The sequence below is a fragment of the Streptomyces sp. NPDC014727 genome (assembly GCF_043083485.1).
Classification (GTDB): domain Bacteria; phylum Actinomycetota; class Actinomycetes; order Streptomycetales; family Streptomycetaceae; genus Streptomyces.
This window is the reverse complement of record NZ_JBIBYR010000005.1, coordinates 59,669-81,374: the sequence shown is the minus strand read 5'-3', so window position 1 is coordinate 81,374 and position 21,706 is coordinate 59,669. Positions and strand designations below refer to the sequence as shown.

The 21,706-nt window shown below is 71.1% G+C and carries 21 protein-coding genes; 9 read left to right on the top strand and 12 right to left on the bottom strand.

The annotated features are described in order from the left end of the window. Positions 1-47: 47 nt before the first annotated feature. From ACF1B9_RS10640 to ACF1B9_RS10615, 6 genes are all read right to left on the bottom strand, one after another. A complete protein-coding gene (locus ACF1B9_RS10640; RefSeq protein WP_391740983.1) occupies positions 48-1,121 on the bottom strand; it encodes a hypothetical protein in 1,074 nt (357 codons plus the stop codon). 5 nt (positions 1,122-1,126) lie between these two features. Beyond that, positions 1,127-1,288 carry a hypothetical protein gene (locus ACF1B9_RS10635; protein WP_391740985.1) on the bottom strand — a complete coding sequence of 54 codons (162 nt, stop codon included), beginning with the start codon at positions 1,286-1,288 and terminating at the stop codon, positions 1,127-1,129. A gap of 49 nt (positions 1,289-1,337) precedes the next feature. Then, on the bottom strand, positions 1,338-1,829 hold the full coding sequence (locus ACF1B9_RS10630) for a hypothetical protein (protein WP_391740986.1): 492 nt from the start codon (positions 1,827-1,829) through the stop codon (positions 1,338-1,340). A gap of 174 nt (positions 1,830-2,003) precedes the next feature. Then, positions 2,004-3,689, bottom strand: coding sequence for a thiamine pyrophosphate-binding protein (locus tag ACF1B9_RS10625; protein WP_391740988.1), 1,686 nt, complete (start codon positions 3,687-3,689; stop codon positions 2,004-2,006). Next, positions 3,686-4,654: an agmatinase gene (gene speB / locus ACF1B9_RS10620; protein ID WP_391740989.1), complete on the bottom strand. Its 969-nt coding sequence runs from the start codon at positions 4,652-4,654 to the stop codon at positions 3,686-3,688. The genes ACF1B9_RS10625 and speB overlap by 4 nt, the downstream gene beginning before the upstream one ends. A 142-nt stretch (positions 4,655-4,796) precedes the next feature. Further along, positions 4,797-6,263 (bottom strand): sodium:solute symporter, encoded by a 1,467-nt coding sequence (locus ACF1B9_RS10615; protein WP_391740990.1) that lies wholly within the window; start codon positions 6,261-6,263, stop codon positions 4,797-4,799. A 121-nt stretch (positions 6,264-6,384) separates the two neighbouring features. On the opposite strand from ACF1B9_RS10615, the gene ACF1B9_RS10610 reads away from it, so the two are divergent. The 4 genes from ACF1B9_RS10610 (at position 6,385) to ACF1B9_RS10595 (ending at position 9,036) form a co-directional block, all read left to right on the top strand. Further along, a complete protein-coding gene (locus tag ACF1B9_RS10610; RefSeq protein ID WP_391740991.1) occupies positions 6,385-7,869 on the top strand; it encodes a PucR family transcriptional regulator ligand-binding domain-containing protein in 1,485 nt (494 codons plus the stop codon). 95 nt (positions 7,870-7,964) lie between these two features. Then, complete coding sequence (locus ACF1B9_RS10605; RefSeq protein ID WP_391740992.1) at positions 7,965-8,309, top strand: hypothetical protein; 345 nt, start codon at positions 7,965-7,967, stop codon at positions 8,307-8,309. A 35-nt stretch (positions 8,310-8,344) separates the two neighbouring features. Further along, positions 8,345-8,743 (top strand): methyltransferase domain-containing protein, encoded by a 399-nt coding sequence (locus ACF1B9_RS10600; protein WP_391740993.1) that lies wholly within the window; start codon positions 8,345-8,347, stop codon positions 8,741-8,743. Beyond that, positions 8,740-9,036: a sulfurtransferase TusA family protein gene (locus tag ACF1B9_RS10595; protein WP_391740994.1), complete on the top strand. Its 297-nt coding sequence runs from the start codon at positions 8,740-8,742 to the stop codon at positions 9,034-9,036. Before ACF1B9_RS10600 ends, ACF1B9_RS10595 begins: the two co-directional genes overlap by 4 nt. A 317-nt stretch (positions 9,037-9,353) precedes the next feature. On the opposite strand, the gene ACF1B9_RS10590 is transcribed toward ACF1B9_RS10595, so the two are convergent. After that, a complete protein-coding gene (locus ACF1B9_RS10590) occupies positions 9,354-10,034 on the bottom strand; it encodes a TetR/AcrR family transcriptional regulator (RefSeq protein ID WP_391740995.1) in 681 nt (226 codons plus the stop codon). A gap of 96 nt (positions 10,035-10,130) precedes the next feature. On the opposite strand from ACF1B9_RS10590, the gene ACF1B9_RS10585 reads away from it, so the two are divergent. From ACF1B9_RS10585 to ACF1B9_RS10575, 3 genes are all read left to right on the top strand, one after another. Then, a complete protein-coding gene (locus ACF1B9_RS10585) occupies positions 10,131-11,420 on the top strand; it encodes an MFS transporter (RefSeq protein WP_391740996.1) in 1,290 nt (429 codons plus the stop codon). Positions 11,421-11,474: 54 nt separating this feature from the next. Then, on the top strand, positions 11,475-13,271 hold the full coding sequence (locus ACF1B9_RS10580) for a glycoside hydrolase family 3 protein (RefSeq protein ID WP_391740997.1): 1,797 nt from the start codon (positions 11,475-11,477) through the stop codon (positions 13,269-13,271). Between the two features lie 712 nt (positions 13,272-13,983). Further along, positions 13,984-14,976, top strand: a complete 993-nt coding sequence (locus ACF1B9_RS10575; RefSeq protein WP_391740999.1) for an SGNH/GDSL hydrolase family protein — start codon at positions 13,984-13,986, stop codon at positions 14,974-14,976. Positions 14,977-15,258: 282 nt separating this feature from the next. Here ACF1B9_RS10575 and ACF1B9_RS10570 read toward each other — a convergent pair whose 3' ends face one another. The 3 genes from ACF1B9_RS10570 to ACF1B9_RS10560 all read right to left on the bottom strand — a co-directional run bounded on the left by ACF1B9_RS10570 (position 15,259) and on the right by ACF1B9_RS10560 (position 18,443). After that, entirely contained in the window at positions 15,259-16,515 is a 1,257-nt protein-coding gene (locus tag ACF1B9_RS10570; RefSeq protein WP_391741000.1) for a lanthionine synthetase LanC family protein, read from the bottom strand. 227 nt (positions 16,516-16,742) lie between these two features. After that, positions 16,743-17,576, bottom strand: coding sequence for a thiopeptide-type bacteriocin biosynthesis protein (locus ACF1B9_RS10565; protein WP_391741001.1), 834 nt, complete (start codon positions 17,574-17,576; stop codon positions 16,743-16,745). Positions 17,577-18,095: 519 nt separating this feature from the next. Continuing rightward, positions 18,096-18,443, bottom strand: a complete 348-nt coding sequence (locus tag ACF1B9_RS10560; protein WP_391741002.1) for a hypothetical protein — start codon at positions 18,441-18,443, stop codon at positions 18,096-18,098. Between the two features lie 340 nt (positions 18,444-18,783). On the opposite strand from ACF1B9_RS10560, the gene ACF1B9_RS10555 reads away from it, so the two are divergent. Beyond that, entirely contained in the window at positions 18,784-19,581 is a 798-nt protein-coding gene (locus tag ACF1B9_RS10555) for a helix-turn-helix domain-containing protein (protein WP_376270244.1), read from the top strand. Further along, positions 19,574-19,795 (top strand): DUF397 domain-containing protein, encoded by a 222-nt coding sequence (locus tag ACF1B9_RS10550; protein WP_391741003.1) that lies wholly within the window; start codon positions 19,574-19,576, stop codon positions 19,793-19,795. The genes ACF1B9_RS10555 and ACF1B9_RS10550 overlap by 8 nt, the downstream gene beginning before the upstream one ends. 79 nt (positions 19,796-19,874) lie before the next feature. On the opposite strand, the gene ACF1B9_RS10545 is transcribed toward ACF1B9_RS10550, so the two are convergent. Continuing rightward, positions 19,875-20,969, bottom strand: a complete 1,095-nt coding sequence (locus tag ACF1B9_RS10545; RefSeq protein WP_391741004.1) for a CU044_5270 family protein — start codon at positions 20,967-20,969, stop codon at positions 19,875-19,877. Next, complete coding sequence (locus ACF1B9_RS10540; RefSeq protein ID WP_391741006.1) at positions 20,966-21,655, bottom strand: RNA polymerase sigma factor; 690 nt, start codon at positions 21,653-21,655, stop codon at positions 20,966-20,968. Before ACF1B9_RS10540 ends, ACF1B9_RS10545 begins: the two co-directional genes overlap by 4 nt. Positions 21,656-21,706 lie beyond the last annotated feature (51 nt).

The window sequence follows — 21,706 nt, the reverse complement described above, 5'->3', positions numbered from 1 at the left end:
TGCCCTGGCGCCGGGGCGGACCCCGGAGTGCGTGCCGTGCGTGCGGTTCAGCCGGCCGGGAGCGGTCTGGGAGACGGACAGCCGTGGCGTTCCGCCGAGTTCTCCGCGAACGTCTGCAGCGCCGCCTGCTGGAGCTTCGGGTCCGCCGGGCGGAAGGCCTTCGTCTCCTCGTCGAACAGGGGCTCGACGCTGAACAGGGCAGCGCCGCCGTCCTCGCAGGCCGAGGTCGTCCAGTACAGCCCGTCCGCACCGCCCGCCTCGGTGAGGATCTGCTTGCCGCGGACGGTCTCCAGGCGGGCGGCCTTCGCGAAGGGCCCGTAGTAGGCGGACAGTTGGAAGAGCCGGGTGCCGGACGCGTCGGCGAGTACGCAGTCCTCGACCGGGGCAGGGCCGTCCGCGGCCGCCTCGTACGCGGACGACGCGATGCCCTTGCAGGTGCCGGTGGTCCGGTCGGCGGTCTTCAGGGTCCGGGTGGTGTCCTCGGGGACGGTGGTGATCCGGCCACTGCCGGACGATCCGCCGGCGCAGTGCCACTTCTCGGCGGTCCGGTCGAGGGTGCCGGTCAGCGCGCGGGCCAGCCGGGCGCGCTGCTCCGGCCGGTCGAACGCCGTGCCCGAGCCGTCGCGGACCGCGGTCATGACCACGGTCAGGCTGTCGCTCTCGCCCGGCCCGCAGGCCAGGACCCCACTGGCCGCCGCCGTACTCGTCCCTGTCTTCAGGATCGCCGGGCGGCCGTTGCCGACCGGGGACATCAGCGTTCCGCCGAGGTGCGGGTTGTTGCGCCGAAGCGTGCCCAGCAGCCTGGCGGGGGCCGCGCCCCGGGTGATCTCCACCCGGAGCGCGGCACGTCCGTCGCCGGGATCGGACACGGAACAGTGCGCCGGGTCCGCACCCTGGCTGTGCAGCCGGTCCGCACCGAGCAGCGCCTTCAGCTCCGAGGTGTCCAGCAGGCCGTCGCAGGCCCGGTCCAGGGAGCGGTCCGCCCGCCAGTCGTCGTAGCCACCGGTCGCATAGAACACCCCTGCGCCGATGAGTGCGAGAGCCACCACGGCCGACGCACCGGTCACCAGCTTGCGGCGCATGCCGTGCGCGCCGCGCCCGCCGTTGTCCTGTGTACTCATGTGTTTCAGTCCCTGCCCAGTACCGACAGCGCCGTCGTCCGTGCGGTGATGTACGTCTGAGACGCCTCGTCCCGCATGTTCTGCACCGCCTTGTCGTGCACGTAGTCCTTGCCGCGGCCGTCCGCCCACTGGTTGATCAGGTCGTGCGAGGCCATGTTCTTCGCCATCAGATCCTTGGTCGTCTCCGCCTTGGCGATGCGGTGTGCGGTGCGCGTGTCAGTCGGCGTTCGGTACGTACGGCCCGTAGACGGGCGGCGACTGCTGCCCGCCCGCCGGGTAGGAGCCTTGCGCGCCCGGCGCGTACGGACCCTGCAGCAGCGGACCCGTGCCACCGATCTTCGACAACTCGCTGCCGACCTCGTGGTCATTGAGGAGGTAGTTCCGCTTCGTCTCCTGGAGGGAGGCCTTGTCGTTGGCCAGTCGCGCCTGGAGGCTCTTCACCTGCAGGCCCCACTCTTCCAGCGCCTCCTTGAGGCCGGTCGCTGTGGCCCAGCCCTTGAACCCCGTCACCGCGCTCCCGGTGGAGTCGTCGGCGACGATCCCTGCCGTCCCCGTGTCGGGCTCTATTTCGGTCGACAGGGCCTTGATGGCTGCGGCCTTGCCCGCGTGGTTCGTCTTCAGATCGGCGTCCCCGCCGCTGCCGCCGGTCCCGTTGAGCCGCATCGCCGCCCGGTTCTTGTGCCCGGCCCATTCCTCGTCGAACGACATTGCTTCCCCCGTGACGGCCGCTTGATCGAATGCTCCGCCAACCCTACGCAACCGGCCTGTTGGACAGGGAAACAGGTTCCGGCTGTCCGTGGCGCACGGCCCGTCGGCGGCATGAACGGGCCCGCCCGCGCATCCGGGTCCGGGAGCGCGGGCGGGCAGCGAGCGGCCCGCCTCCTACAGATGCGTCGGCTCGAACATCCTCAGCAGGGCCGGGAGCACGACCACCGAAGGGCCCGGCTCCGCGAGGGACTTCGCCAGGTCGGCGGCGAGCGTCTCGGGGGTTGTGCGGACCGCCGGGACGCCGAAGGACTCGGCGAGGGCGACGAAGTCGGGGCGGGAGAGTTCCGTCGCCGTGGCCTCGCCGAAGGCGCCCGTCATGTATTCGCGCAGGATGCCGTAGCCGCCGTCGTCGACGATCAGCCAGGTGACCGGCAGATCGTACTGGCGGGCCGTGGCCAGTTCCGCGATCGAGTACATCGCGCCGCCGTCGCCGGAGACCGCCAGGACCGGCCTCGCACGGTCGGCCGCCGCCGCGCCGAGCGCGGCCGGGAAGCCGTAGCCGAGGCCGCCCGCACCCTGGGCCGAGTGCATCGTGTTCGGGTGGCGGGCGTCGAAGGCGGACCAGGCCCAGTAGGCCAGGATCGTCATGTCCCAGAAGCTCGGGGACGTGTCGGGCAGCGCCTCGCGGACCGAGGCGATGAGCTGCTGCTCCAGGGTGAGTTCCTGGGCGGCGATCCTGTCCCGTACCGCTGCGAGGACCGTGCGGACCCGCTCCGGCGCCGACGGGTCCTCGCGGTGGCCGACCGCTTCGAGGAGGTCGGACAGGGCCTCGCGGGCGTCGGCGTGGATGCCGAGCGCGGGGTGGTTGGACTCCAGCTTCCCGGCGTCGGCCTCGATCTGGATCACCCGGCCGCGCGGGGCGAACGTGTGGTAGTTCGAGGAGAGTTCACCGAGTCCGGAGCCGACGACCAGCAGGACGTCGGCGGACTCCAGGAAGTCCGTCGTGTAGCGGTCCTCCAGCCAGGACTGGAGCGAGAGCGGGTGCTCCCACGGGAAGGCGCCCTTGCCGCCGAAGGTGGTGACGACGGGTGCGTCGAGCTTCTCCGCGAGCGCGAGCAGCTTGCCGGACGCGTCGGAGCGTACGACTCCGCCGCCCGCGATGATCGCCGGGCGTTCGGCCTTCGACAGCAGGTCGGCCGCGACGGCGGTCAGTTCGGGACGGGCGTGCAGTGCGCGCGGGGTGGCGTCCATCGCCGTGACGACGGGCAGCGTGGTCTCGGCGAGGAGTACGTCCTGCGGGATCTCGACCCAGACCGGCCCGTGCGGGGCCGTCAGCGCGGACTCCCAGGCGGCCGCGATCGCCGACGGGATCTGGGAGGCCGTACGGACGGGGTGGACCGACTTCACGACATCGCGGAACGACGCCTTCTGGTCCCGCAGTTCGTGCAGGTAGCCATGGCGTCCGCCGCCCAGACCCGCGGTCGGGATCTGGCTGGAGATCGCCAGCACCGGGGCGGAGGCCGCCGCCGCCTCCTGGAGCGCGGCGAGGGAGGTGAGAGCACCCGGCCCGGTGGAGAGCAGCAGAGGCGCCACTTGCCCGGTGATCCGGCCGTACGCGTCGGCGGCGAAGCCGGCGTTGTTCTCGACGCGCAGCCCGACGTACGAGAGGGAGGAGCGGCGCAGCGCGTCGAACATGCCCAGCGCGTGCTGGCCGGGCAGGCCGAACACGGTGGTCGCGCCGAGGCCCTGGAGGGTTTCGACGACGAGGTCGCCGCCGTTGCGCCCGGCCGGCGGGTTCAGGGCGGCCGCGATCTGCTCGGGGGTCAGCTGCGGCCGCTCGTCGTGGTGGTCGTGGCTCACTTCGTACGGGCCTTTGCGATCTGGCGGGACATGACCGTCGTCAGCTCGTACGCCGTGTGGGAGGCGGCGACGGAGGTGATCTCGGCGTGATCGTACGCGGGGGCGACCTCGACCAGGTCGGCGGAGACCAGGTTGCAGGAGGACAGGCCGCGGACGATTTCGAGCAGCTCGCGGGAGGTCAGTCCGCCGGCCTCGGGGGTGCCGGTGCCGGGGGCGTGCGCCGGGTCCAGGACGTCGATGTCGATGGAGATGTAGAGCGGCCGGTCACCGATGCGCTGACGGAGCTGGTCGGCGACCTCGTCGACACCGCGCCGCATGACGTCGGCGGAGGTGACGATGCCGAAGCCCATCTTCGCGTCGTCGTCCAGGTCCTGCTTGCCGTAGAGCGGGCCGCGGGTACCGACGTGGGAGAGCGCGGAGGTGTCGAGGATGCCCTCCTCGACGGCCCGGCGGAACGGGGTGCCGTGGGTGTACTCGGCGCCGAAGTACGTGTCCCAGGTGTCGAGGTGGGCGTCGAAGTGGAGCAGGGCGACGGGGCCGTGCTTCTTCGCGACGGAACGCAGCAGCGGCAGCGCGATCGTGTGGTCGCCGCCGAGCGTCATCAGACGGGCGCCGGTCGCGAGGAGATCGTCGGCCGCGGCCTCGATCGTCTCGACCGCCTCGTTGATGTTGAACGGGTTCGCGGCGATGTCACCGGCGTCGGCGACCTGCGCGAGAGCGAACGGCGAGGCGTCCTGCGCCGGGTTGTACGGACGCAGGAGGCGCGACGCCTCACGGATCGCGTTGCCGCCGAAGCGGGCACCGGGGCGGTAGGAGACACCCGTGTCGAAGGGCACGCCGACGACGGCGACATCGGCCGTGCCGACCTCGTCGAGCCGGGGCAGCCGGGCGAACGTCGCGGGTCCGGCGTACCGCGGGACGCGGGAGGAGTCGACGGGACCGCGCGGCGTTTCGTTGCTGCTCATGGCGGGTGCCTTTCTTGTTGCGATGCGGGGTGACGCGGAGGTGGTGCGGCGCTTTGTGGGCGTTCGTACGATATTCGAGTGTGCGGGGCCGGGGGACGGCCGGGGCAGGATCGGGCCCGCCCGGCGCCCCCCGGCACAGGCTTTACGTGGTGACCGGTTCCGGGGCGGACTCCGCGGGCTCCGCGCCCCGTCCCGCCAGCCGCTCGCGCCAGGCGGCCAGCACCGCGGCGTCGGTCGGCTTCGTCGCCAGGGAGACGATCACATATACCGCGAGCGAGGCCAGCAGACCGTAGTAGACGGGTTCGTTGGCGAGGATTCCGTACGTCGCCATCAGGCCGATCACGGCGACGCCACCGACCGACACCGCGGCCAGCGCACCGGCCGCGGTTCCGCGGCGCCACAGCAGTCCGCCGAGGATCGGCACCAGCAGGCCGCCGACGAGGAGGTTGTACGCGACGGTCAGGGCCTCGACCACGTTGTTGAGCGCGATGGCGATGGCGATGACGGCGACACCCATGAGGAGGATGAAGGCGCGGTTGCCCTTCACCTCGTCGTGCTCCTCGCCGCCGCCCCGCGACACGACGCCCCGCAGCCGGGACCAGATGTCGTTGTTGGCGACGGTCGCGCAGGCGATCAGTGCACCGGAGGAGGTGGACATCACCGCGGCCAGCGCGGCGGCCAGGACCAGTCCCCGTACGCCGACGGGCAGTTCGTCCTTGACGATGGTGGCGAACGCGGCGTCCGCGCTGGACAGGTTCGGGTACATGACCTTGGCGGCGGTGCCGATGACGGCGCCCGCGATCGCGTACACCAGACAGTACGTACCGGCGACGGTGCCGCCCCAGCGGGCCGTCCGGTCGCTCTTCGCGGTGAACACCCGCTGCCAGATGTCCTGGCCGATCAGCATGCCGAAGGTGTAGATCAGCACGTACGTGAAGATCGTCTCGCCGCCGATGCCCAGCGGGTCGAAGTACTCGGTCGGCAGCTTGGCCTTCATCTCGCTGAAGCCGCCCGCCTTGATCACCGCGATGGGGAGCAGGAGCAGCAGCACACCGATGGTCTTGACGACGAACTGCACCATGTCGGTGAGCGTGATCGACCACATGCCGCCGAGCGTCGAGTACGCGACGACGATGGTGCCGCCGAGGATGATCGCGACGGTCCGGTTCATGTCGAACAGCACGTCGAAGATGGTCGCGTAGGCGATGGTCGAGGTGACCGCGAGCATCAGCGTGTACGCCCACATGACGACACCGGAGATGAGCCCGGCCCGGCCGCCGTAGCGCAGGTCGAGCATCTCGGAGACGGTGTAGACCTTCAGCCGGGCGATGCGCGCCGAGAAGAAGACGGAGAGGGCCAGCAGTCCGAGGCCGATGGTGAAGACCATCCAGGCGCCGGACAGCCCGTACTGGTAGCCGAGGCCGACGCCGCCGATGGTGGAGGCGCCGCCGAGAACGATGGCGGCCATCGTGCCGGAGTACATCCAGGGGCCGAGGCGGCGCCCGGCCACCAGGAATTCGCTCTTGGACTTGGCGCGGCGCATGCCCCACCAGCCCATGGCGAGCATGCCGGCCAGATAGACGATGATCACCGCGTAGTCGACAGCCATGGGCTTCCTCCGTTTCACTCATGTGCGCTCGTCGTATGTGGTGAAGACGGTAGGTGGCCCGCAAGCGACGCTGAAGTGTACGTTTCATCCATAATTGAAATCCTCGATGGATGGACCGTCCATGCCGGAAGCCTCGGCCGGGGTCGCCCCGCCCAGTCACCCTCCCCTCTCCGCTCCCCCCACGCCCCCGATCCCGCTCACGGAACTGCTCGCCCGTGAGGAGCTCGGGCTGCACCGGATCGCGGGTCCGGCCGAGGCGGATCTGTTGTGGGTGCACACCTCGGAGATGGCCGACCCGTACCCGTATCTGCTCGGCGGCGAGCTGCTGCTCAGCGCCGGGGTGCTGCTCAAGGACCCGGACGCCTATGTGGCCCGGCTGGTGGAGGCGGGGGCGGCGGCGCTCGGTTTCGGGGTGACGCCGGTGTTCGACACGGTGCCACAGGCGCTGATCGAGGCGTGCGACCGGCATGGGCTGCCGCTGGTGGAGGTGCCGCCCGAGGTCCCGTTCACGGCGATCGCGCGGGCGGTGTGGCGGCTGATGGCCGAGGCCCGGCACCGCGAACTGCGCCGGGTGACCCGGGCCCAGCAGGCCCTGGCCACGGCGGCGGCCAGGCCGGACCCGATCCCCGCGGTGCTGCACCAGCTGGCGGCCCAGCTGGAGGGACGGGCGGTGCTGCTCTCCGCCGACGGCGAGGAGTTGCACGCGGCGGGCCGCCGCCCGGCCCCCGACATCGGGGCGGCGCTGACCCGGCTCACCCGGGTGGTCTCCACGGTGACGCGCCCCGCCCCGACGTCCGCGACCGACACTGTGCGGGAGGCGCACCTGTCCGCGTACGCGCTGGGCGGCGGGCAGGGCCTCGTCCTGGCGCTGGCGACGGACCGGCGCGAGGCGGGCGACCACACCATCGCCGGGGTCGCTGTCGTCCTGCTCTCCCTGCTGGCCGCCCCGCACCAGGGCGCCGACGCGGCGGGCCGGTCGGCCGCCCTCGTACGGCTGCTGCTGGGCGCGGACCCGCAGGACGTCGCGCCGCTGCTCGGCGGCGCCGAGCAGTGGACGGTGGTGCACGCGCGCCGCAGCGGCGACGGCCCGGTCGACCCGCTCACCGCCGGGGCGCTGGGGGCCGCCCTCGGCTCGGCCCTGGTCGACGCGGGCCGGGGCCGTGACGCCGTCAGGGTCCTGGTCCCCGGCGGCGACCGGATCACCCCGCAGCCCGGCTGGACGCTCGGCGCCTCCTCCCCCGCACCCATCACGGCACTCGACCTCGCCGACGGCCAGGCGTCCCGCGCCCTGGGCCGCGCCGTGGCCACCCGCACCCCACTGGCCCACCACCACACCGGCGCCGGAGCCGGCCTGGCCGCCCTGATCCCTCCCGACCAGGCGGAGGCCCACGCCCGCGCCCTCCTCGCCCCGCTCACCGAGCCCCTGGCCGAGACCCTGCGTTGCTGGCTGAGCCTGCACGGCAGCTGGGACCGCACGGCCGCGGCCCTCCAGGTCCACCGCAACACGGTCCGCCAGCGCATCGCCCGCTGCGCGACACTGCTGGACGCGGACCTGGACGACATGGACGTACGGACGGAGCTGTGGTTCGCGTTGCGGCAGCGATGAGCCGCGACACTCCTGACGTACCGACGCCACGACACCGGCCGCCGCCTCGGAGGCCGACCCGTGCCACTGCAACCTGAGCCAGACGGGAACACACCATGCACAACACGCACAACAACGCCATGAACATCGAACTACTGGTCGTGCCCGACTGCCCGAACACCCGGACCGCCGCCGGCCTCCTCCGTCAGGAGCTCGACAGGCTGGACCTGCACCATGTGACGTTCCGGACCCACACCCTCACCAGCCAGGACGAGGCGGAGGCCGCGCATTTCACCGGCTCGCCGACGATCCTGATCGACGGACGCGACCCCTTCGCCGAGCCCGGCCGCGCCCCCGGACTGACCTGCCGCATGTACCGGACCCCGGACGGCCTGGCCGGCGTACCGACGGCCGACCAGCTGCGCCAGGCGTTGACCAGCGCCCTCCAGGACGGCCCTTAAGCTGCCGAGGAATCCGGAACGGGAAGCAAGCAGACATGAGCGACGACGCCGAGCGGGTGACCACCACGGTCCACGACGTACGCGAGCCCTTGGCTCTGCCGGACTCGTCCGTGGACGCGGTCTTCGCGCACATGCTGCTGTGCATGGCCCTGTCCACCGAGGAGATCCGCGGCCTCGTGCGCGAGGTCCGTCGCGTGCTGCGGCCCGGCGGGACCCTCGTCTACACCGTCCGGCACACCGGCGACGCCCATTACGGCACCGGCACCGCACACGGCGACGACATCCACGAACACGGTGGTTTCGCCGTGCATTTCTTCCCCCGCCATCTGGTCGACTCCCTCGCCGACGGCTGGACGCTCGATGAGGTCCACGCCTTCGAGGAGGGCGACCTGCCCCGCCGCCTGTGGCGCGTCACCCAGACCCTGCCCCGGTGAGCCCCGACCTGACGCCCCCGGCGGACCTCACCGTTGATGGCACCGGACTGCTGTGCGTCACGCTCCTGCTGCGTCTTCGCAGGCGGATCGAGGGAGCGCCGCCAGGCACCGTGGTGTACGTGATCGCGACGGACCCGGCCGCGCCCCTCGACCTGCCTGCCTGGTGCCACATGGTCGGCCACGACTACCTGGGCCCCGTGCCCGGCGAACGCCCGGTGTACGCGCTCCGGCTGGCCGCGGACGCCCGCCCCACCCTTCCCGACGCACCCTGGCACCCGGCCCCGACTCCGTGAACGCGGGCCTGCTCGACGGCGAAACGGGAGAGATCCCTCAGGACGGCCGGGACTGCGCCGCATCTTCGAACTACCGTCGCCCGGCGGCCCGGCCGGGCGAGGCGAGGACCCCGAGGGAAATGAGTTCTGCCTGCTCCAGGCCGAGCCCGCCTTCGCGGTGGGAGTGACAGGAGCGCGGCGCGTCGAGCAGCGCGCGCCGAATGCCGTCCGGCCGATGACGCGGACGAAGGGGCGTGTCCCATGGGGGTGTTCATGGTGTGTCCGGCGGGGTGTGTGTCCGCCGGACACACCGCCCTGGGGATGTGGGCGCTGTCGTGTCAGTGCGTGGCGTCGAACGCGGCTCTGCCCTGCTCGGTCAGGAGGTCGAGTATCGCCCTGCGCACGTGGTGGGCCATGTCGATGTCGCGGTGGAACAACCACTGCGCCTGCAGGCCGTCCATCTGGGCGGTCAGGCGAACCGCGGCGTCGTCGGGATCCACGTCATGGCGCACGTGGCCGGCATCACGGGCCTTTCGTAAGGCGTGGGCGGTGCCGCGCCGGATGCGGTCGTAGCGCCCGGCGAAGTACGGGTGGGCGGGATGGTCCGGGTCCGATGCCTCCGCGGAGAGGCGTACGAACAGCGCGATGAGACCGGGCGAGAGCTCGTTGTGGCCTGCCAGGTCGACCATTCCGCGCAGGATGCCGAGGCCACCGGGTATCTGCGTATAGGGCTGGAAACGGTCGCGGTCCAGGCGGTCCCGGTCCTCCAGGACGGCCTGGAGCAGTGACTCCTTGTCGGGGAAGTAGCGCAGCAGTCCGGCCCGTGAGATGCCACAGGCGACGGCGAGGTCGACGATCGTCACCGGGGCGAATCCGTGCTGCGCGAAGTACTCGGCGGCGGTGTGGATGATCGCGGCGCGGCGGGCGCGCCCCTTGGCGTAGCCGCCCCGCTGCACTCCGGGCCGGTGGGCGGCGGACGGTCGGGGCGAGGGGGGCGGCGCCTTGGCTGACGGGGGCATGAACGAACGCTATCAGGGGAGCTTGACAGAAAGCTACACGCGTGTAGCAATTGGGCGAACTGCCACGTCGTCGTGGCCGGCCTCATAGGAGCCCTCATGCTCGACACCTGCCCGCCCTCCGTCGCGGCCGAGCCTGTGCAGACGCCGCACGGTTTCGTGCGGCGTCTGGCAATCGGACAGTTCGGGATGTACCTCGCGGTACTTGCCCCGGTGACCGGTGGCCTCTCGGTCAAGATCCAGCATCTGGTCGGAGTGGCCGCAGCCCCCTCGTACCTCGGGCTCGTCACGGGAACGGGAGCGGCGTTCGCGATGGTGTGCCAGCCGCTGGCCGGCCGCCTGTCGGACCGCTGCACCTCCCGGTTCGGCATGCGCCGGCCGTTCCTCGTCGGCGGGGTGATCGTCATGACCGCGGCCCTGACAGTCTGCGCCGTCGCGCCCGGCATACCCGTACTGCTGGTGGGCTGGTGCGTCGCCCAGGGCGCGGCGAACTTCGCCTTCGCCGCTGCCGGGGCGACCGTGGCCGATCAGGTGCCGGACGCCGAACGGGGCAGTGTGTCCGGCATTGTCGGCGCGGTGACGCCGGTCGGCATGCTGGCGGGGGCGGTTCTGCTGTCCACGCTCCCCAGCGACCTGCTGCGGTTCCTCGTTCCGGCCCTCGTCGCGCTCGTGCTCGGGCTTTGGTTCGCCTTCCGGCTGCCGGACCGGGTGCGCACCGAGGCGCCCTCACAACCCCTGAACATGCGCAGCCTGTTGCTGTCGTTCGTGTTCGACCCGCGCAAGCATCCCGACCTGGGATGGGTCTGGCTGAGCAAGTTCTTCATCCTGCTCGGCTACGGGGCGCTCACCGGCTATCTGACGCTCTTCCTCGCGGCGGACTTCGGCATGGAGGACACCGATGAGCAGTTGCGGTTCAACGCCCTCGCCAACGGCGTCAGCGTGGCCGCACTCGTGGTGTTCAGCATCGTCGGCGGGGTGCTGTCCGACCGCACCGGCCGTCGCAAGCCGTTCGTGATCGGATCGGGCCTGGTCATGGCCGCGGCACTCGCCGTCGTGACCGTCACGCCGTTCATGGACGGTGCGGGACTGGGCGCCCTGCTGGTGCTGGAGGCCGTTCTCGGCTGTGGCGCCGGCATGTTCTTCGCGGTCGACAACGCGCTCAGCATCAGCCTGCTGCCCAACAAGGACGACACTGCGAAGGACCTGGGCGTGCTCAACATCGCCAACACACTGCCGAGTTCCCTGTCTCCGTTCCTGGCCGGCCTCGTCGTCATCCCGATGGGTGACGCCCTGTTCGCAGGCTCCGGCTACTCGGTGTGGTTCGCCGTCGCCGCTGCGTTCTGCCTCGTCGGGGCCCTGCTCGTCACCCGGATCAAGAACGCCGCCTGACGAGCGCACTCGGCACGCGCACCCGGGACGCGTCCCGTCCCACCCCTGCCAGCCATGTCCCGTCTCACCCCTCAACCGAAGAAGGTCGTCTCCGCCATGGGTACCGAATCCCGCTTCCCCTACCAGGACCCGACACTGGCCGTCGAGCAGAGGGTCGAGGACCTGCTCGCCCGCATGCCGATCGAGACCAAGGCCGGCCTGATGTTCCACGCCATGGGCAACATCGCCGACCTCGAAGAACCCGGTCTGTTCGGGATGCCGAGCATGGCCACCCTCCTCTCCAGGCGCATCAACCACTTCAACATCCTGTGGGCGAAGGGCGCCCGCGAGCTCGCCGAATGGCACAACATGATCCAGCGGATGGCCCTCGAACAGCCGCTGGGAATCCCGGCGACCATCTCCAGCGACCCGCGCCATGCCTTCACCGACAACCCCGCAACCGCGCTGATGGCCGGTCCGTTCTCCCAGTGGCCCGAGCCTCTCGGCTTCGCCGCCATCGGTTCGCCCGACCTCGTGAAGAAGTGGTCCGACACCGTGCGGCGCGAGTACCTCGCCGTGGGCATCCGGGTCGCGCTGCACCCTCAGATCGACCTCGCGACCGAACCGCGCTGGGCGCGCATCAGCACCACCTTCGGCGAGGACGCCTCCCTCACCTCCGAACTGGCCGTGGCCTACGTGCAGGGGCTCCAGGGCGACCAGGTCGGACCGGAGTCGGTCTCGGCGATGGCCAAGCATTTCCCCGGCGGCGGACCGCAACTGGACGGCGAGGACCCGCACTTCGACTACGGGCGCGAGCAGGTCTACCCGGGCGGCAACTTCGACTACCACCTCGAACCGTTCAAGGCCGTCATCGGAGCCGGTGTCGCCCAGATGATGCCGTACTACGGCATGCCGGTCGGCACCGAGCACGAAGAGGTCGGCTTCGGCTTCAACAAGGGGATCATCAGCGGACTGCTCCGCGACACGCTCGGCTACGACGGAATCGTGTGCACCGACTGGTCGATCCTCAGCCACAAGAACTGGGGTGTGGAGCACCTCTCTTTCGAGGAGCGCATGCTGAAGGCGCTGGACGCCGGAGTCGACCAGTTCGGCGGGGAGTTCCGGCCCCAGGTGCTCACGGACCTGGTCAAGGCCGGAAAGGTCACCGAAGAGCGCCTGGACACCTCGGTACGCCGTCTGCTGCGCGAGAAGTTCCGCCTGGGCCTGTTCGACAACCCCTTCGTCGACGCGGACAGCGCCGACGTCCGCGTCGGTACGGCCGGGGCGCGCGCCGTCGGGCTCGCTGCCCAGTCGGCCGCGCACGTCCTGCTCGCCAACGCCGCCGGGCCGGCACAGCTCCCCCTGACCGTGGGCCCGCTGCGCCTGTACGCCGAGGGCCTCTCCGCCGCCGCGGTCGGTACTCGGGCCGAACTCGTCGGCACCCCCGAAGAGGCCGACGTCGCCGTGCTGCGCCTGGCCGCCCCCTTCGAGCAGCGCGGCGAGGAGGGCACCTTGGAGTCCTTCTTCCACGCCGGTTCCCTCGATTTCCCCGAGGAGGAGATCGAGCGGGTGGGCCGCATCTGCCGGACCGTGCCCACCGTCATCGACGTCTACCTCGACCGCCCCGCCGTCCTCACCGGTCTCAGCGAGGGCGCCGCCGCACTCACCGTGAACTTCGGTGCCGCCGAAGAGGCGTTCGTGAAGGTGCTGTTCGGCGAGGCGGAGCCGCAGGGCAATCTGCCCTTCGATCTGCCGTCGTCGATGGAGGCCGTCGTGGCCAGCCGCTCCGACGTTCCCTTCGACACCGCCGACCCCTTGTACTCGTTCGGGCACGGGCTGAGCTACGCGGAGGGGACTCCGGCCACTCGTTGATGCTCCGGGCCGGGATTCGCCGCCTCCCCTGCGGACGGCGGTACCGCCGCTGCGAGCAGCCCGGCCCGGCGGTGATCCGATGGCCTCGCGGGCGGGCGCCGTACGGCCTCTGGGCCGCCGGTTCCCGGTCCGGCGGCGCCGAGCAGTGGAGCGCCAGGCGGCCAGCACCGCCGCGTCATCGACGGCTTCTAAAACAGCCGACGCATCCAGGAGCGGCTCGGCTGGCTCAGTCCGATCGAGTTCGAGGAGAAGCACTACACCAAGCAGGCGACCGCTGAACAAACGAACCTGAACACCCATCACCCCCTCCTGGCCAGCTGATCAGCATCTTCCGCGCAGCGGGGGAACCCCAGAAGCGCGACGCGGTTCACACAGCGCCAGCGCACGGACCTGCGGCGTCGTCGATCCCGAGGCACTTCCTGCTCTGGGCAGCCGCTGGTGAGCCGACGGCGTACGCCGGGCAGTGACCAGGCGCCGTGATTGCCACTGGTGTGAGGAATGCCGGACGCATGCCCCCTGTGAGTGACATGGCCGATCACCGCTGCCACCTGGGCTTCTGTCTCTGCCACTGTCATGAGCGAGCGGGGAGGCAGCGTCGCACCAATCAGGTCGGCGTACCCGGCAGGGGCACCGCTGGTGCGTATCGGCGCACCGCACCGTCCCATGCCGCATTCGGCCCTGCTCAGGCCGCCCCTTCGTGGAGGAATCCTTCGTGCGAAAGTCTGTGATCGTTGCCGCGTTCGTGGCACTGGGAACGTGTCTGTCTGCCGTGGCCCCGGCCGCCGGTGCCCCGGCGGAGCCAGTGCGCACCGTGTTCATCGGCGACTCCTACACCGCCAACTTCGGTATCGCGCCCACCCACCACTCGGCCCCTTGGTGCTTCCGGGCCCTGGACAGCTACCCTGCGGTGGCCGTCGACGAGCTGGCCGAGGAGGGCGTCGACGTCGACGTCCAGGCGGATGTGTCCTGTGGCGGCGCGGAGATCCGCCATGTGTGGGAGCCGCAGCAACTGGTGGACGGCACGAGCGCCGAACCGCAGCGGAACGCCCTGCGCGCGGACACCCAGCTGGTGGTGGGCAGTCTCGGCGGCAACACCGTCGGTTTCGCCCCCATCATGAAGCAGTGCTCCGATCGGCTGCGGGGCTTCGAGGGAGTGCTGCTGCCCGCCGCCCCCGTGGACGAGGACTCCCCGGCCGCCGACTGCGCCGAGTTCTTCGAGCACGGTGACGGGGCCACCTGGCTCAAGGAACGCTTCGCGACGGTCGAGAAAGACCTGCGCCGGATGTTCAAGGAGATCCACGAAGCGTCCCCCCACGCGAAGACCGTGCTGGTGGGCTACCCCAGGATCGTGCCCGAGGACACCGCCAGGTGCCTCAACGCCGTCCCGGGTGGTACCGAGAAGCCACTCGCCGACATCAAGCAGGACGCCCTGAAGTTCCTGGACCGGAAAGTCCAGGAACCCCTCAACGACCTGATGGACCGCGAGGCACAGGCCGCAGGGGTCACCTTCGCCGACATCTATCACCAGTCCGGCGCCCACACCGCGTGCGACGGCTATCGACGGGGCATCGGCGCCATGCTGGAGCCGTCCGAGGTTGACGCCCTCGGGATGCGGCTGCCCTGGTACGTCCACCCGAACCGCACCGGCCGCGACCTCCAGGCCCTGGTGGTCGCGGAGACGATCACGAACGTCTTGACCACCTGACCGGCGTCTGACCGGCCGTCGCGTCAGGCCGATGCCGTACTGCGGCACCCTCGATCAGTGAGAGCTGCGCCCTGTGTCCGGGCAGTCGCCCGGTCAGGCGCAGCCAAACGTGCTTATGCAGTTCCGAGTGCACCATCGCTCAAGGAAGCCGGCCCCCGGGGTCGGACGGTGCAGCATCTGTACCCGGGCAGAGGGCCCTCCGTGCCGGGAAGGTGTCGAGCACACTGGCCGCAGTCACTCGTTGATGGCCGCTACCGTCATGTCCCGCAACACCTGGTTCCGCTACCGCAGCCCGAGGCAGGGCAGCCAGTCGCGCGAGGCGTTGTGGTCGGCGGTGAGGAGGGCGCTCAGTGCGCCCGGGGCTCCGTCGAGCAGGGAGGTCCGAGCTGCCGAGGTCCCACCTGGCCGGTTGGTTCGGGGTGCGCCGGAGGTGAGCGCCGCCGGGAGCCGTCGGCCCAGGTGATCGGCCAGGCGGTCGCCGAGGATGGCGGCGGCCGGCAGGCCGGCCCAGCGGTGGAACGCGTCCGCAACGGCGAGCACACCCGCGGCACCGTGGCACAGCCCGAGTCGGTCCGTCAGAGGATCACCGAAGAGGTCGAGGTCCTCGTCGTACCGCTCCGCGAGGGTGGTGAACGCGGTCGCCGCCCAGTCGGCCGTCGACCGGTCGCCCAGGGCATCGGCCGCGTCCCACAGCGCCCAGGTGACACCGGGGGTGCCGTAACACCACGCTTGCCGGGAGCGAGCCCCGGACGGAGGCAGGCCGTCGAGCCCGGCCGGGTCCCAGCTACGGATGGACCGGTTGTCGTCGAAGGACTGCCGTACCAGCCAACGGGTGGCACCGCGCAGCGCGTCCAGCAGCTCCTGCTCCGGACCGACGCGGCGGACGGCGGCGGTGAGCGCGGCGACGAGCCCCGCCACGCCGTGCCCCATGCCGGTGTTCACGCGGCCCTGCATCCAGCCCAGGTGCGGGTGGCCGGAGTACTGGCCGGCCCGCAGCCGGCGCAGGTCACCGCTGTCGCACAACTCCGTCAAGTGTGCCGTGAATGGAAGGAGTTGGCCCCGTCTCGGCTGGGGTGTGCCGACGCAGAGTGCCAGCAGGGTGCCGGACGGTCCGCTGATGAGGTCGTAGTCGGACAGGCCGACGTCCGCCGTCCGCCAGGGGCGCGCCCCCGCCGTGTCCAGCAGGTGGTCGAGCAGCCGGTCGGCGGCGTGGTGCAGGGGTGGGTGGATGCGGGCGCCGAGCCGCAGGCCGACGAGCGTTCCGGCCAACCCGCCGTCGTACAGCCCGCAATGGCAGGCGCCGCGGCCGATGTCCCGCGCCCACGCGTCCACCGCGCGTCCGGCGCTCGCCGCCGCCACGGGGTCGGGCGTCCGCGCCGCCGGACCCCGCGTCTCGGCGACCAGACAGGCAAGTACGGGAATGCCGGGATCGGGCGTCGCATGCTCGCCCTCGGAGAAGTCGTCGAGCAGTCGGACGGCGATTCGGACGGCGCTATCGAGAGCCGCGCGGCGCGGCGGGGCCTGGCTGCCTGGGTACATCGGAGCTCCTCGTCGGGGGGAGCCACCCGGATAGGTCCGGGTGGCTCCGTTCAACTCGGCGGTGGACAGGTGATGTCCGGGTGGAGAGCCGTCAGCAGTTGATGTCTGCCGCTCGACCGCGTCGGCATGGTCGAACAGGGGCCCCCGGAGGCGCGCCCCGGAGCGGTACCGCCGAGGAGCCTGCCCCGGTCGCGGCGTGACGCGAGCGGATTCGGGCTTCGGCCATGTCAGTCCACCGCCCCGTCGTCGGCCAGGGCCTCGGCGACCAGGCTCTGCCGGGCGTACGACAGCCGCCCCCGGTTCCAGTGGAAGATCACGGCGTGGGCGGCGGCACGGCGCGGTCCACGCACCGCGACGCCCGACTCGAAGTAGCCGGTGCGCCAGCGATCCGCCGCCCGGCGCACGGCCTCACCATGGAGCTCCTGCGACGCGCGCCAGGCCTCCGGCATCCCGTCCAGCAGTTGGGCGCGCGGCCGTTGCCAGTAGACGCGGATGCCCTGGGCGGCCTGGCGGAGCGCGATGTCCCGGGGGCCGTCGGCCAGGGCGCGTCCGGTGTCCGTGCGCACCGCCTCCCAGACGCTCCGGTGTTCCCGCTCGACGATCCCCAGGCCGTCGAACATCTCGCGGATCAGCAGGAGGGAGAGCCGCCAGTCGGCCCGCGCCTGCCCGTCGCCGTCCCAGCGTCGGGCGTGGTGGTCGAGCCAGGCCAGCGAGTCCGCCGTGAACACCTCGTGCACCCACGGCATGGAGGCGGGGCCGCCGAAGAGATAAGACTCCGGCTCGTACACCGCGTACACCGGTGGGGCGATGAGCCCGTCGAACTCCGTCAAGCGGCCCTGGAGTTCGACCCGCAGCCCTACGGCGTCGTCCGCCCCGAACGCCTGGAAGCGCACGCGCAACCCCGGCTGCTTGTGCATGAAGAAGAAGGCGTGTGCGGTGTGCGCGTCGAGGAGGTCGCGCGCGGTGTCGGCGAGCCAGGCGTACAGACGCGGCCACGCACTCGACCGCGGAGCCAGGTTCACTTCCACCCAGCTCGCCTCCGGGTGCTCCACCCTCGGCATGGCACCTCCGTGTGTCGTGGTTCCGGCACGGCAGGGCCCCTCACGAACCGCGGTGCATTGCCGCGGATGTGTCCGGAACATCGGGAGAAGCCCTTGGTTTCGCTCTGTGTCGCCCGCGGGTTCATGGAATGCGGCAGAAGCCGCAACGCTCGCCGGTCGAGCCGGTCGAGCCGGATGCGCGGGGGTCGGGGGGGGCCGAAGCCGTCCTGCCTGCTGGTGTCGGGCCTCCCGGGCCCTTCACCCACCTCATTTCCCGCTTTGCCACCAACTGAAAGAGATATTTCAATTAGTCACATTATGAACGAGTGTGCGCTTGGCGCGTCCATGAGGAACACGCGTAGTCGTCTGCGCCGTCGCGCGAATCGGTGCTCACGGTCGACTCCCCCGCTGAGACGGTCATGTGCGACCGGGCCCGCTCGCCGACTTCGTCACCCCGGACCTCCCAAGAGGCTTCGCACCGCCTCCGGCCCAGGACGCGAGGGGCATCACCGGGCCGGGGCATGCTGGGTTCAGGGTGGTTCAGGACTCCGAAGGACACGCGTCGGCGTCCGGGACGCCGGGCCCCTGGCCGGAGGCCCGGAGACGAAGGCCCCGGCTCTCGGCAATGCGGCACACATCGCGCAGCGCCTCGGCCATGCGGGCCACGACATAACGGAGCTGCACCGACGTGACCTCGGAATCGCCGAGCATGTCGTCGACGTGGTCGAGGAGTTCGGCGGCCATGCCGAGCTGCACGCTCTCGACGTTGTCGGCGACGCGGGAGACGTATCCGGTCCCGTCACCGATGACGTAACACGGGTTGCCGTCCACGCCGGACCACGGAAGCAGTCGTACCGAATCGGAGCCAGGGGCGTTCGGGGCGATCACGCGGTCACCTCGACACCACGGATCGGGCGAGGCGCGATACCGATGCCCGGCACGGGGCGTACGCCTGCGGGAGACGCGGCGCGATACGAGTCCATGGGCCGGTGACACCCCTGGGCAAGCAACAGGGACCGCAGCGGCGGCTCAAAAGCATCGGCGATACAGCGCAGCACGTCGTCAACTCCGTTGAAGTAGATGGCCGTTTTCCGGACCGTGCGACGGCGGCGGCCGACGTCCGGGCGAGTCATCGCTGTGTAGCGATCCACTCACAGAGTGAGACGGTCCGGACTAGGCTCGCCAGGGGGTTCCAGGTGACAGGCCCTTTGGCGCACGGGAGTTGACCATGAGTAATACCTATGGCGATTGGTTGAAGGCGCAGCGGGAAGCGGCCGGACTGACGCAGCAGGAGCTGGCCGACGCGGCGATCATGACGCGGTCGCACATCTCGCACATCGAGGCGGGGCGCCGCATCCCGTCGGAGGAGGACGCCCGGCGCCTGGACAAGGCCCTCAACACGGGGAACGTACTGAGCAGTTTTCTGCCGGGCAAGAATGACGGCACGATCGCCGACTTCTTCGAGCCCGCGCGCCAGCTCGAACAGCAGGCCACGATGATCAGAGAGTTCGCTCTGAACTTCGTGCCCGGCATCCTTCAGACGGAGAGATACGCTCGCGCGGTGCTCGGCCCGGCGTTCCCGCCCAAGAGCGACGAAGAGCGTGACAAGCACGTCGTCACACGCCTTGAACGAGCCAAGATCCTGAATGATCCGGTGACGCCCGTAGTCTGGGCATTGCTTGACGAGGCAGTGCTGCATCGCCCCGTAGGCGGGCCCGACGTCATGGCGGAGCAGCTCATGCACATCGTCCGGCTGGCCGAGACCGAGCGGATCCGTGTGCACGTGCTGCCCTTCGCGCTGGGCTTTCACCCGCTCATGGAGAGCATGCTCACCCTGATGTGGTTCGAGGACCAACCGCCCGTGGCGTACAGCGAGGCCCTACGCATGGGGAAGGTGCATGACTCTCCGTCCGTGGTGAGGCAGTTGCAGAGCCGCTACGATCTCGCTTTGAGCGACGCCCTGCCGCTGAAGGAGTCACAAGCCCTGCTGAGGGCGACAGTGAAGGAATACGCACACCATGACTGACCGCACCGTCCTGGACGCATCCACGCTCAGCGGCTGGCGCAAGTCGTCGCACAGCGGAAGCGAATCCGGCAGCTGCGTCGAGGTCCTGGACAGTCACCCCTCCGGCGTCCCCGTCCGCGACTCCAAGGTCCCGCACGGCCCCGCCCTCGTCTTCCCGGCGGCCGACTGGTCGGCCTTCGTCGCCGCGGTCAAGGACGACAGCTTCCCCACCTGAACGCCACGTCCCCGGCCCGCAGCGAAGACGGACCGGGGACGGGGCCGTTCAGGCCGCGCGAGTGTGCGGGGCTGCCGTGTTACGCCCTCGTCGGGGCGGGAGTCTCGCCGGTACGGTCGACCGCGGCCCTGGTGAGGACCGCGGAGGTGCCGACAACGGTTCCGGCCGGTCCGGCGTCGCCGGATTCGGTGAGGACCGTGCGCTCGCCGAGGAACGCGTACGTGGTCCGGTCGAAGACCCACTGCGTCTGCTGCCCGTGTGCCGTACGGGCGACGGCTACGCCCTCGCGTCCTGCGGCGTCGGTGGCCGCATCGATCACCGTGACGCCGGGGATCTTCGCGGCGGCCTTGTAGAGCGCGGCGCCGACCTGCGGGGGTGCCCAGGTCTCGGCCAGCAGGTCGCCGATCGCGGTGAAGGCTCGCTGGTCCGGGTCCTGGCCCTGCCCGTGGGTCTCGTCCCGGATCAGCTTCAGCAGCGCGTCCGGGTCGGTGGGCAGCGACGCGACGTACGCGTGCGTCGGGTCGCTGATCGACGCGCCCTTCTTGTGTGCGGTGCGGGGTCGGGGTGTCGCCCCTCGGCGGTCGAGGTCGTAGACCGGTGCGTCGCCGCCGAGCGAGGAGTCGGGCTCGCCCTCCTCGCGCAACAGGCCGGGGCGGCTGCCGTCGGCGGACAGCCACACCTGCCGCGTGTGCGCGGAAGGCGTGGTCACCTTGCCGCCCCCGGCGCCCTGCCCGGCGAAGGCGACCTTGCTCTCGATGTACACGAACTGGTCGGCGCGGACCGTCGGTTGCTTCTCCCCGGCGGCGGCGAGCGCGATGTGATCGAGGAGCTGGGCCGCCTTCGACGTGCCGGGGGTGCGGCCGCCCGGGACCGCGGTGGTGCCGTGCCCCGGCGCGTCCGGGAGGTTGACCACCACGACGCCGCCGACCGCCAGGGCGCAGGCGACAGCGGGCACCATGACCCGGACCAGACGTCGGCGCGGGCGCGAGGCCCGGGGGGTGAGGCCGCCACGCGGTTCGGCGATGGCGGCCTCGCGCAGCAGCGCTTCCTTCAGCAGCAGTTCACGGTCGGGGTCCAGGCCGGGGACCGACGGCGGGGGCAGCAGTGCGGTGAGGCCGGGACCTTCGGTCTCCTCGGACCGGTGGTGCGTACGGCGCCGCGAGGTGAAGTTCATCCGTGGTTCTCCTGGGTCAGCAACGGGGCCACGGGGGTGCGGCCCGGCAGTGGCTTGTCGGGGGTGGTGGTGGCGGGGGTGGTCGCGGCGGGGGCTCCGTTTCCCGCCGCGGGTGACCGTTCGGTTTCGGCCCGCGTGTCCCGCGCGCGTGTGGCGCGGGTTTCGGCCTCGGTGAGCTCGCGCAGTCGGGTACGGGCGCGGGACAGGCGCGACCGGACGGTGCCGACCGCCACGCCGAGCGCCTCGGCCGCTGCCGCGTAGTCCAGGCCGGCCCACACCACCAGCGTGAAGACCTCCCGGTCCCGGCGCCGCAGGCGGGCGAGAGCGGCGTGCGCGGCACGCAGTTGCTCGCTGTCCGCGAGGTGCGTGACGAGATCGTCGGCGAAGTCCGGGATCGAGCCGCGTTCCGGGACGCGGGCGAGCGCGGTCTCGCGGCTTCGGCGTGTGCGCGCGTTGCGGCGCATGATGTTGGTGGCGATGCCCAGCAGCCACGGGCGCAGACCGTCCCCGTCGGGGCGCAGCTTCTCGCGGCTGCGCCACGCTTCCAGGAAGGTCGACGAGACGACGTCCTCGGCCTCCGCCCAGTTGCCCGTCACCCGCAGGGCATAGCGGTACACCGCTTGGGCGTGCTCGTCGTACAGCTCCCCCAGAGCGTCGCGGTCTCCGCGGCGGAAGCGATTCCTCATGAGTGATTCCACACTCTGCCCTGCCGCGCCCGTTGCGCCGGTTCCGGTGAC

Excerpts from the sequence above, each read along its gene's own strand:
- ACF1B9_RS10640 (WP_391740983.1), bottom strand. The coding sequence starts at position 1,121 with ATGAGTACACAGGACAACGGCGGGCGCGGCGCGCACGGCATGCGCCGC.
- ACF1B9_RS10635 (WP_391740985.1), bottom strand. The coding sequence starts at position 1,288 with ATGGCGAAGAACATGGCCTCGCACGACCTGATCAACCAGTGGGCGGAC.
- ACF1B9_RS10630 (WP_391740986.1), bottom strand. The coding sequence starts at position 1,829 with ATGTCGTTCGACGAGGAATGGGCCGGGCACAAGAACCGGGCGGCGATG.
- speB (WP_391740989.1), bottom strand. The coding sequence starts at position 4,654 with ATGAGCAGCAACGAAACGCCGCGCGGTCCCGTCGACTCCTCCCGCGTC.
- ACF1B9_RS10615 (WP_391740990.1), bottom strand. The coding sequence starts at position 6,263 with ATGGCTGTCGACTACGCGGTGATCATCGTCTATCTGGCCGGCATGCTC.
- ACF1B9_RS10610 (WP_391740991.1), top strand. The coding sequence starts at position 6,385 with ATGCCGGAAGCCTCGGCCGGGGTCGCCCCGCCCAGTCACCCTCCCCTC.
- ACF1B9_RS10605 (WP_391740992.1), top strand. The coding sequence starts at position 7,965 with ATGCACAACACGCACAACAACGCCATGAACATCGAACTACTGGTCGTG.
- ACF1B9_RS10600 (WP_391740993.1), top strand. The coding sequence starts at position 8,345 with ATGAGCGACGACGCCGAGCGGGTGACCACCACGGTCCACGACGTACGC.
- ACF1B9_RS10590 (WP_391740995.1), bottom strand. The coding sequence starts at position 10,034 with ATGCCCCCGTCAGCCAAGGCGCCGCCCCCCTCGCCCCGACCGTCCGCC.
- ACF1B9_RS10585 (WP_391740996.1), top strand. The coding sequence starts at position 10,131 with ATGCTCGACACCTGCCCGCCCTCCGTCGCGGCCGAGCCTGTGCAGACG.
- ACF1B9_RS10580 (WP_391740997.1), top strand. The coding sequence starts at position 11,475 with ATGTCCCGTCTCACCCCTCAACCGAAGAAGGTCGTCTCCGCCATGGGT.
- ACF1B9_RS10570 (WP_391741000.1), bottom strand. The coding sequence starts at position 16,515 with ATGTACCCAGGCAGCCAGGCCCCGCCGCGCCGCGCGGCTCTCGATAGC.
- ACF1B9_RS10565 (WP_391741001.1), bottom strand. The coding sequence starts at position 17,576 with ATGCCGAGGGTGGAGCACCCGGAGGCGAGCTGGGTGGAAGTGAACCTG.
- ACF1B9_RS10555 (WP_376270244.1), top strand. The coding sequence starts at position 18,784 with ATGAGTAATACCTATGGCGATTGGTTGAAGGCGCAGCGGGAAGCGGCC.
- ACF1B9_RS10550 (WP_391741003.1), top strand. The coding sequence starts at position 19,574 with ATGACTGACCGCACCGTCCTGGACGCATCCACGCTCAGCGGCTGGCGC.
- ACF1B9_RS10545 (WP_391741004.1), bottom strand. The coding sequence starts at position 20,969 with ATGAACTTCACCTCGCGGCGCCGTACGCACCACCGGTCCGAGGAGACC.
- ACF1B9_RS10540 (WP_391741006.1), bottom strand. The coding sequence starts at position 21,655 with ATGAGGAATCGCTTCCGCCGCGGAGACCGCGACGCTCTGGGGGAGCTG.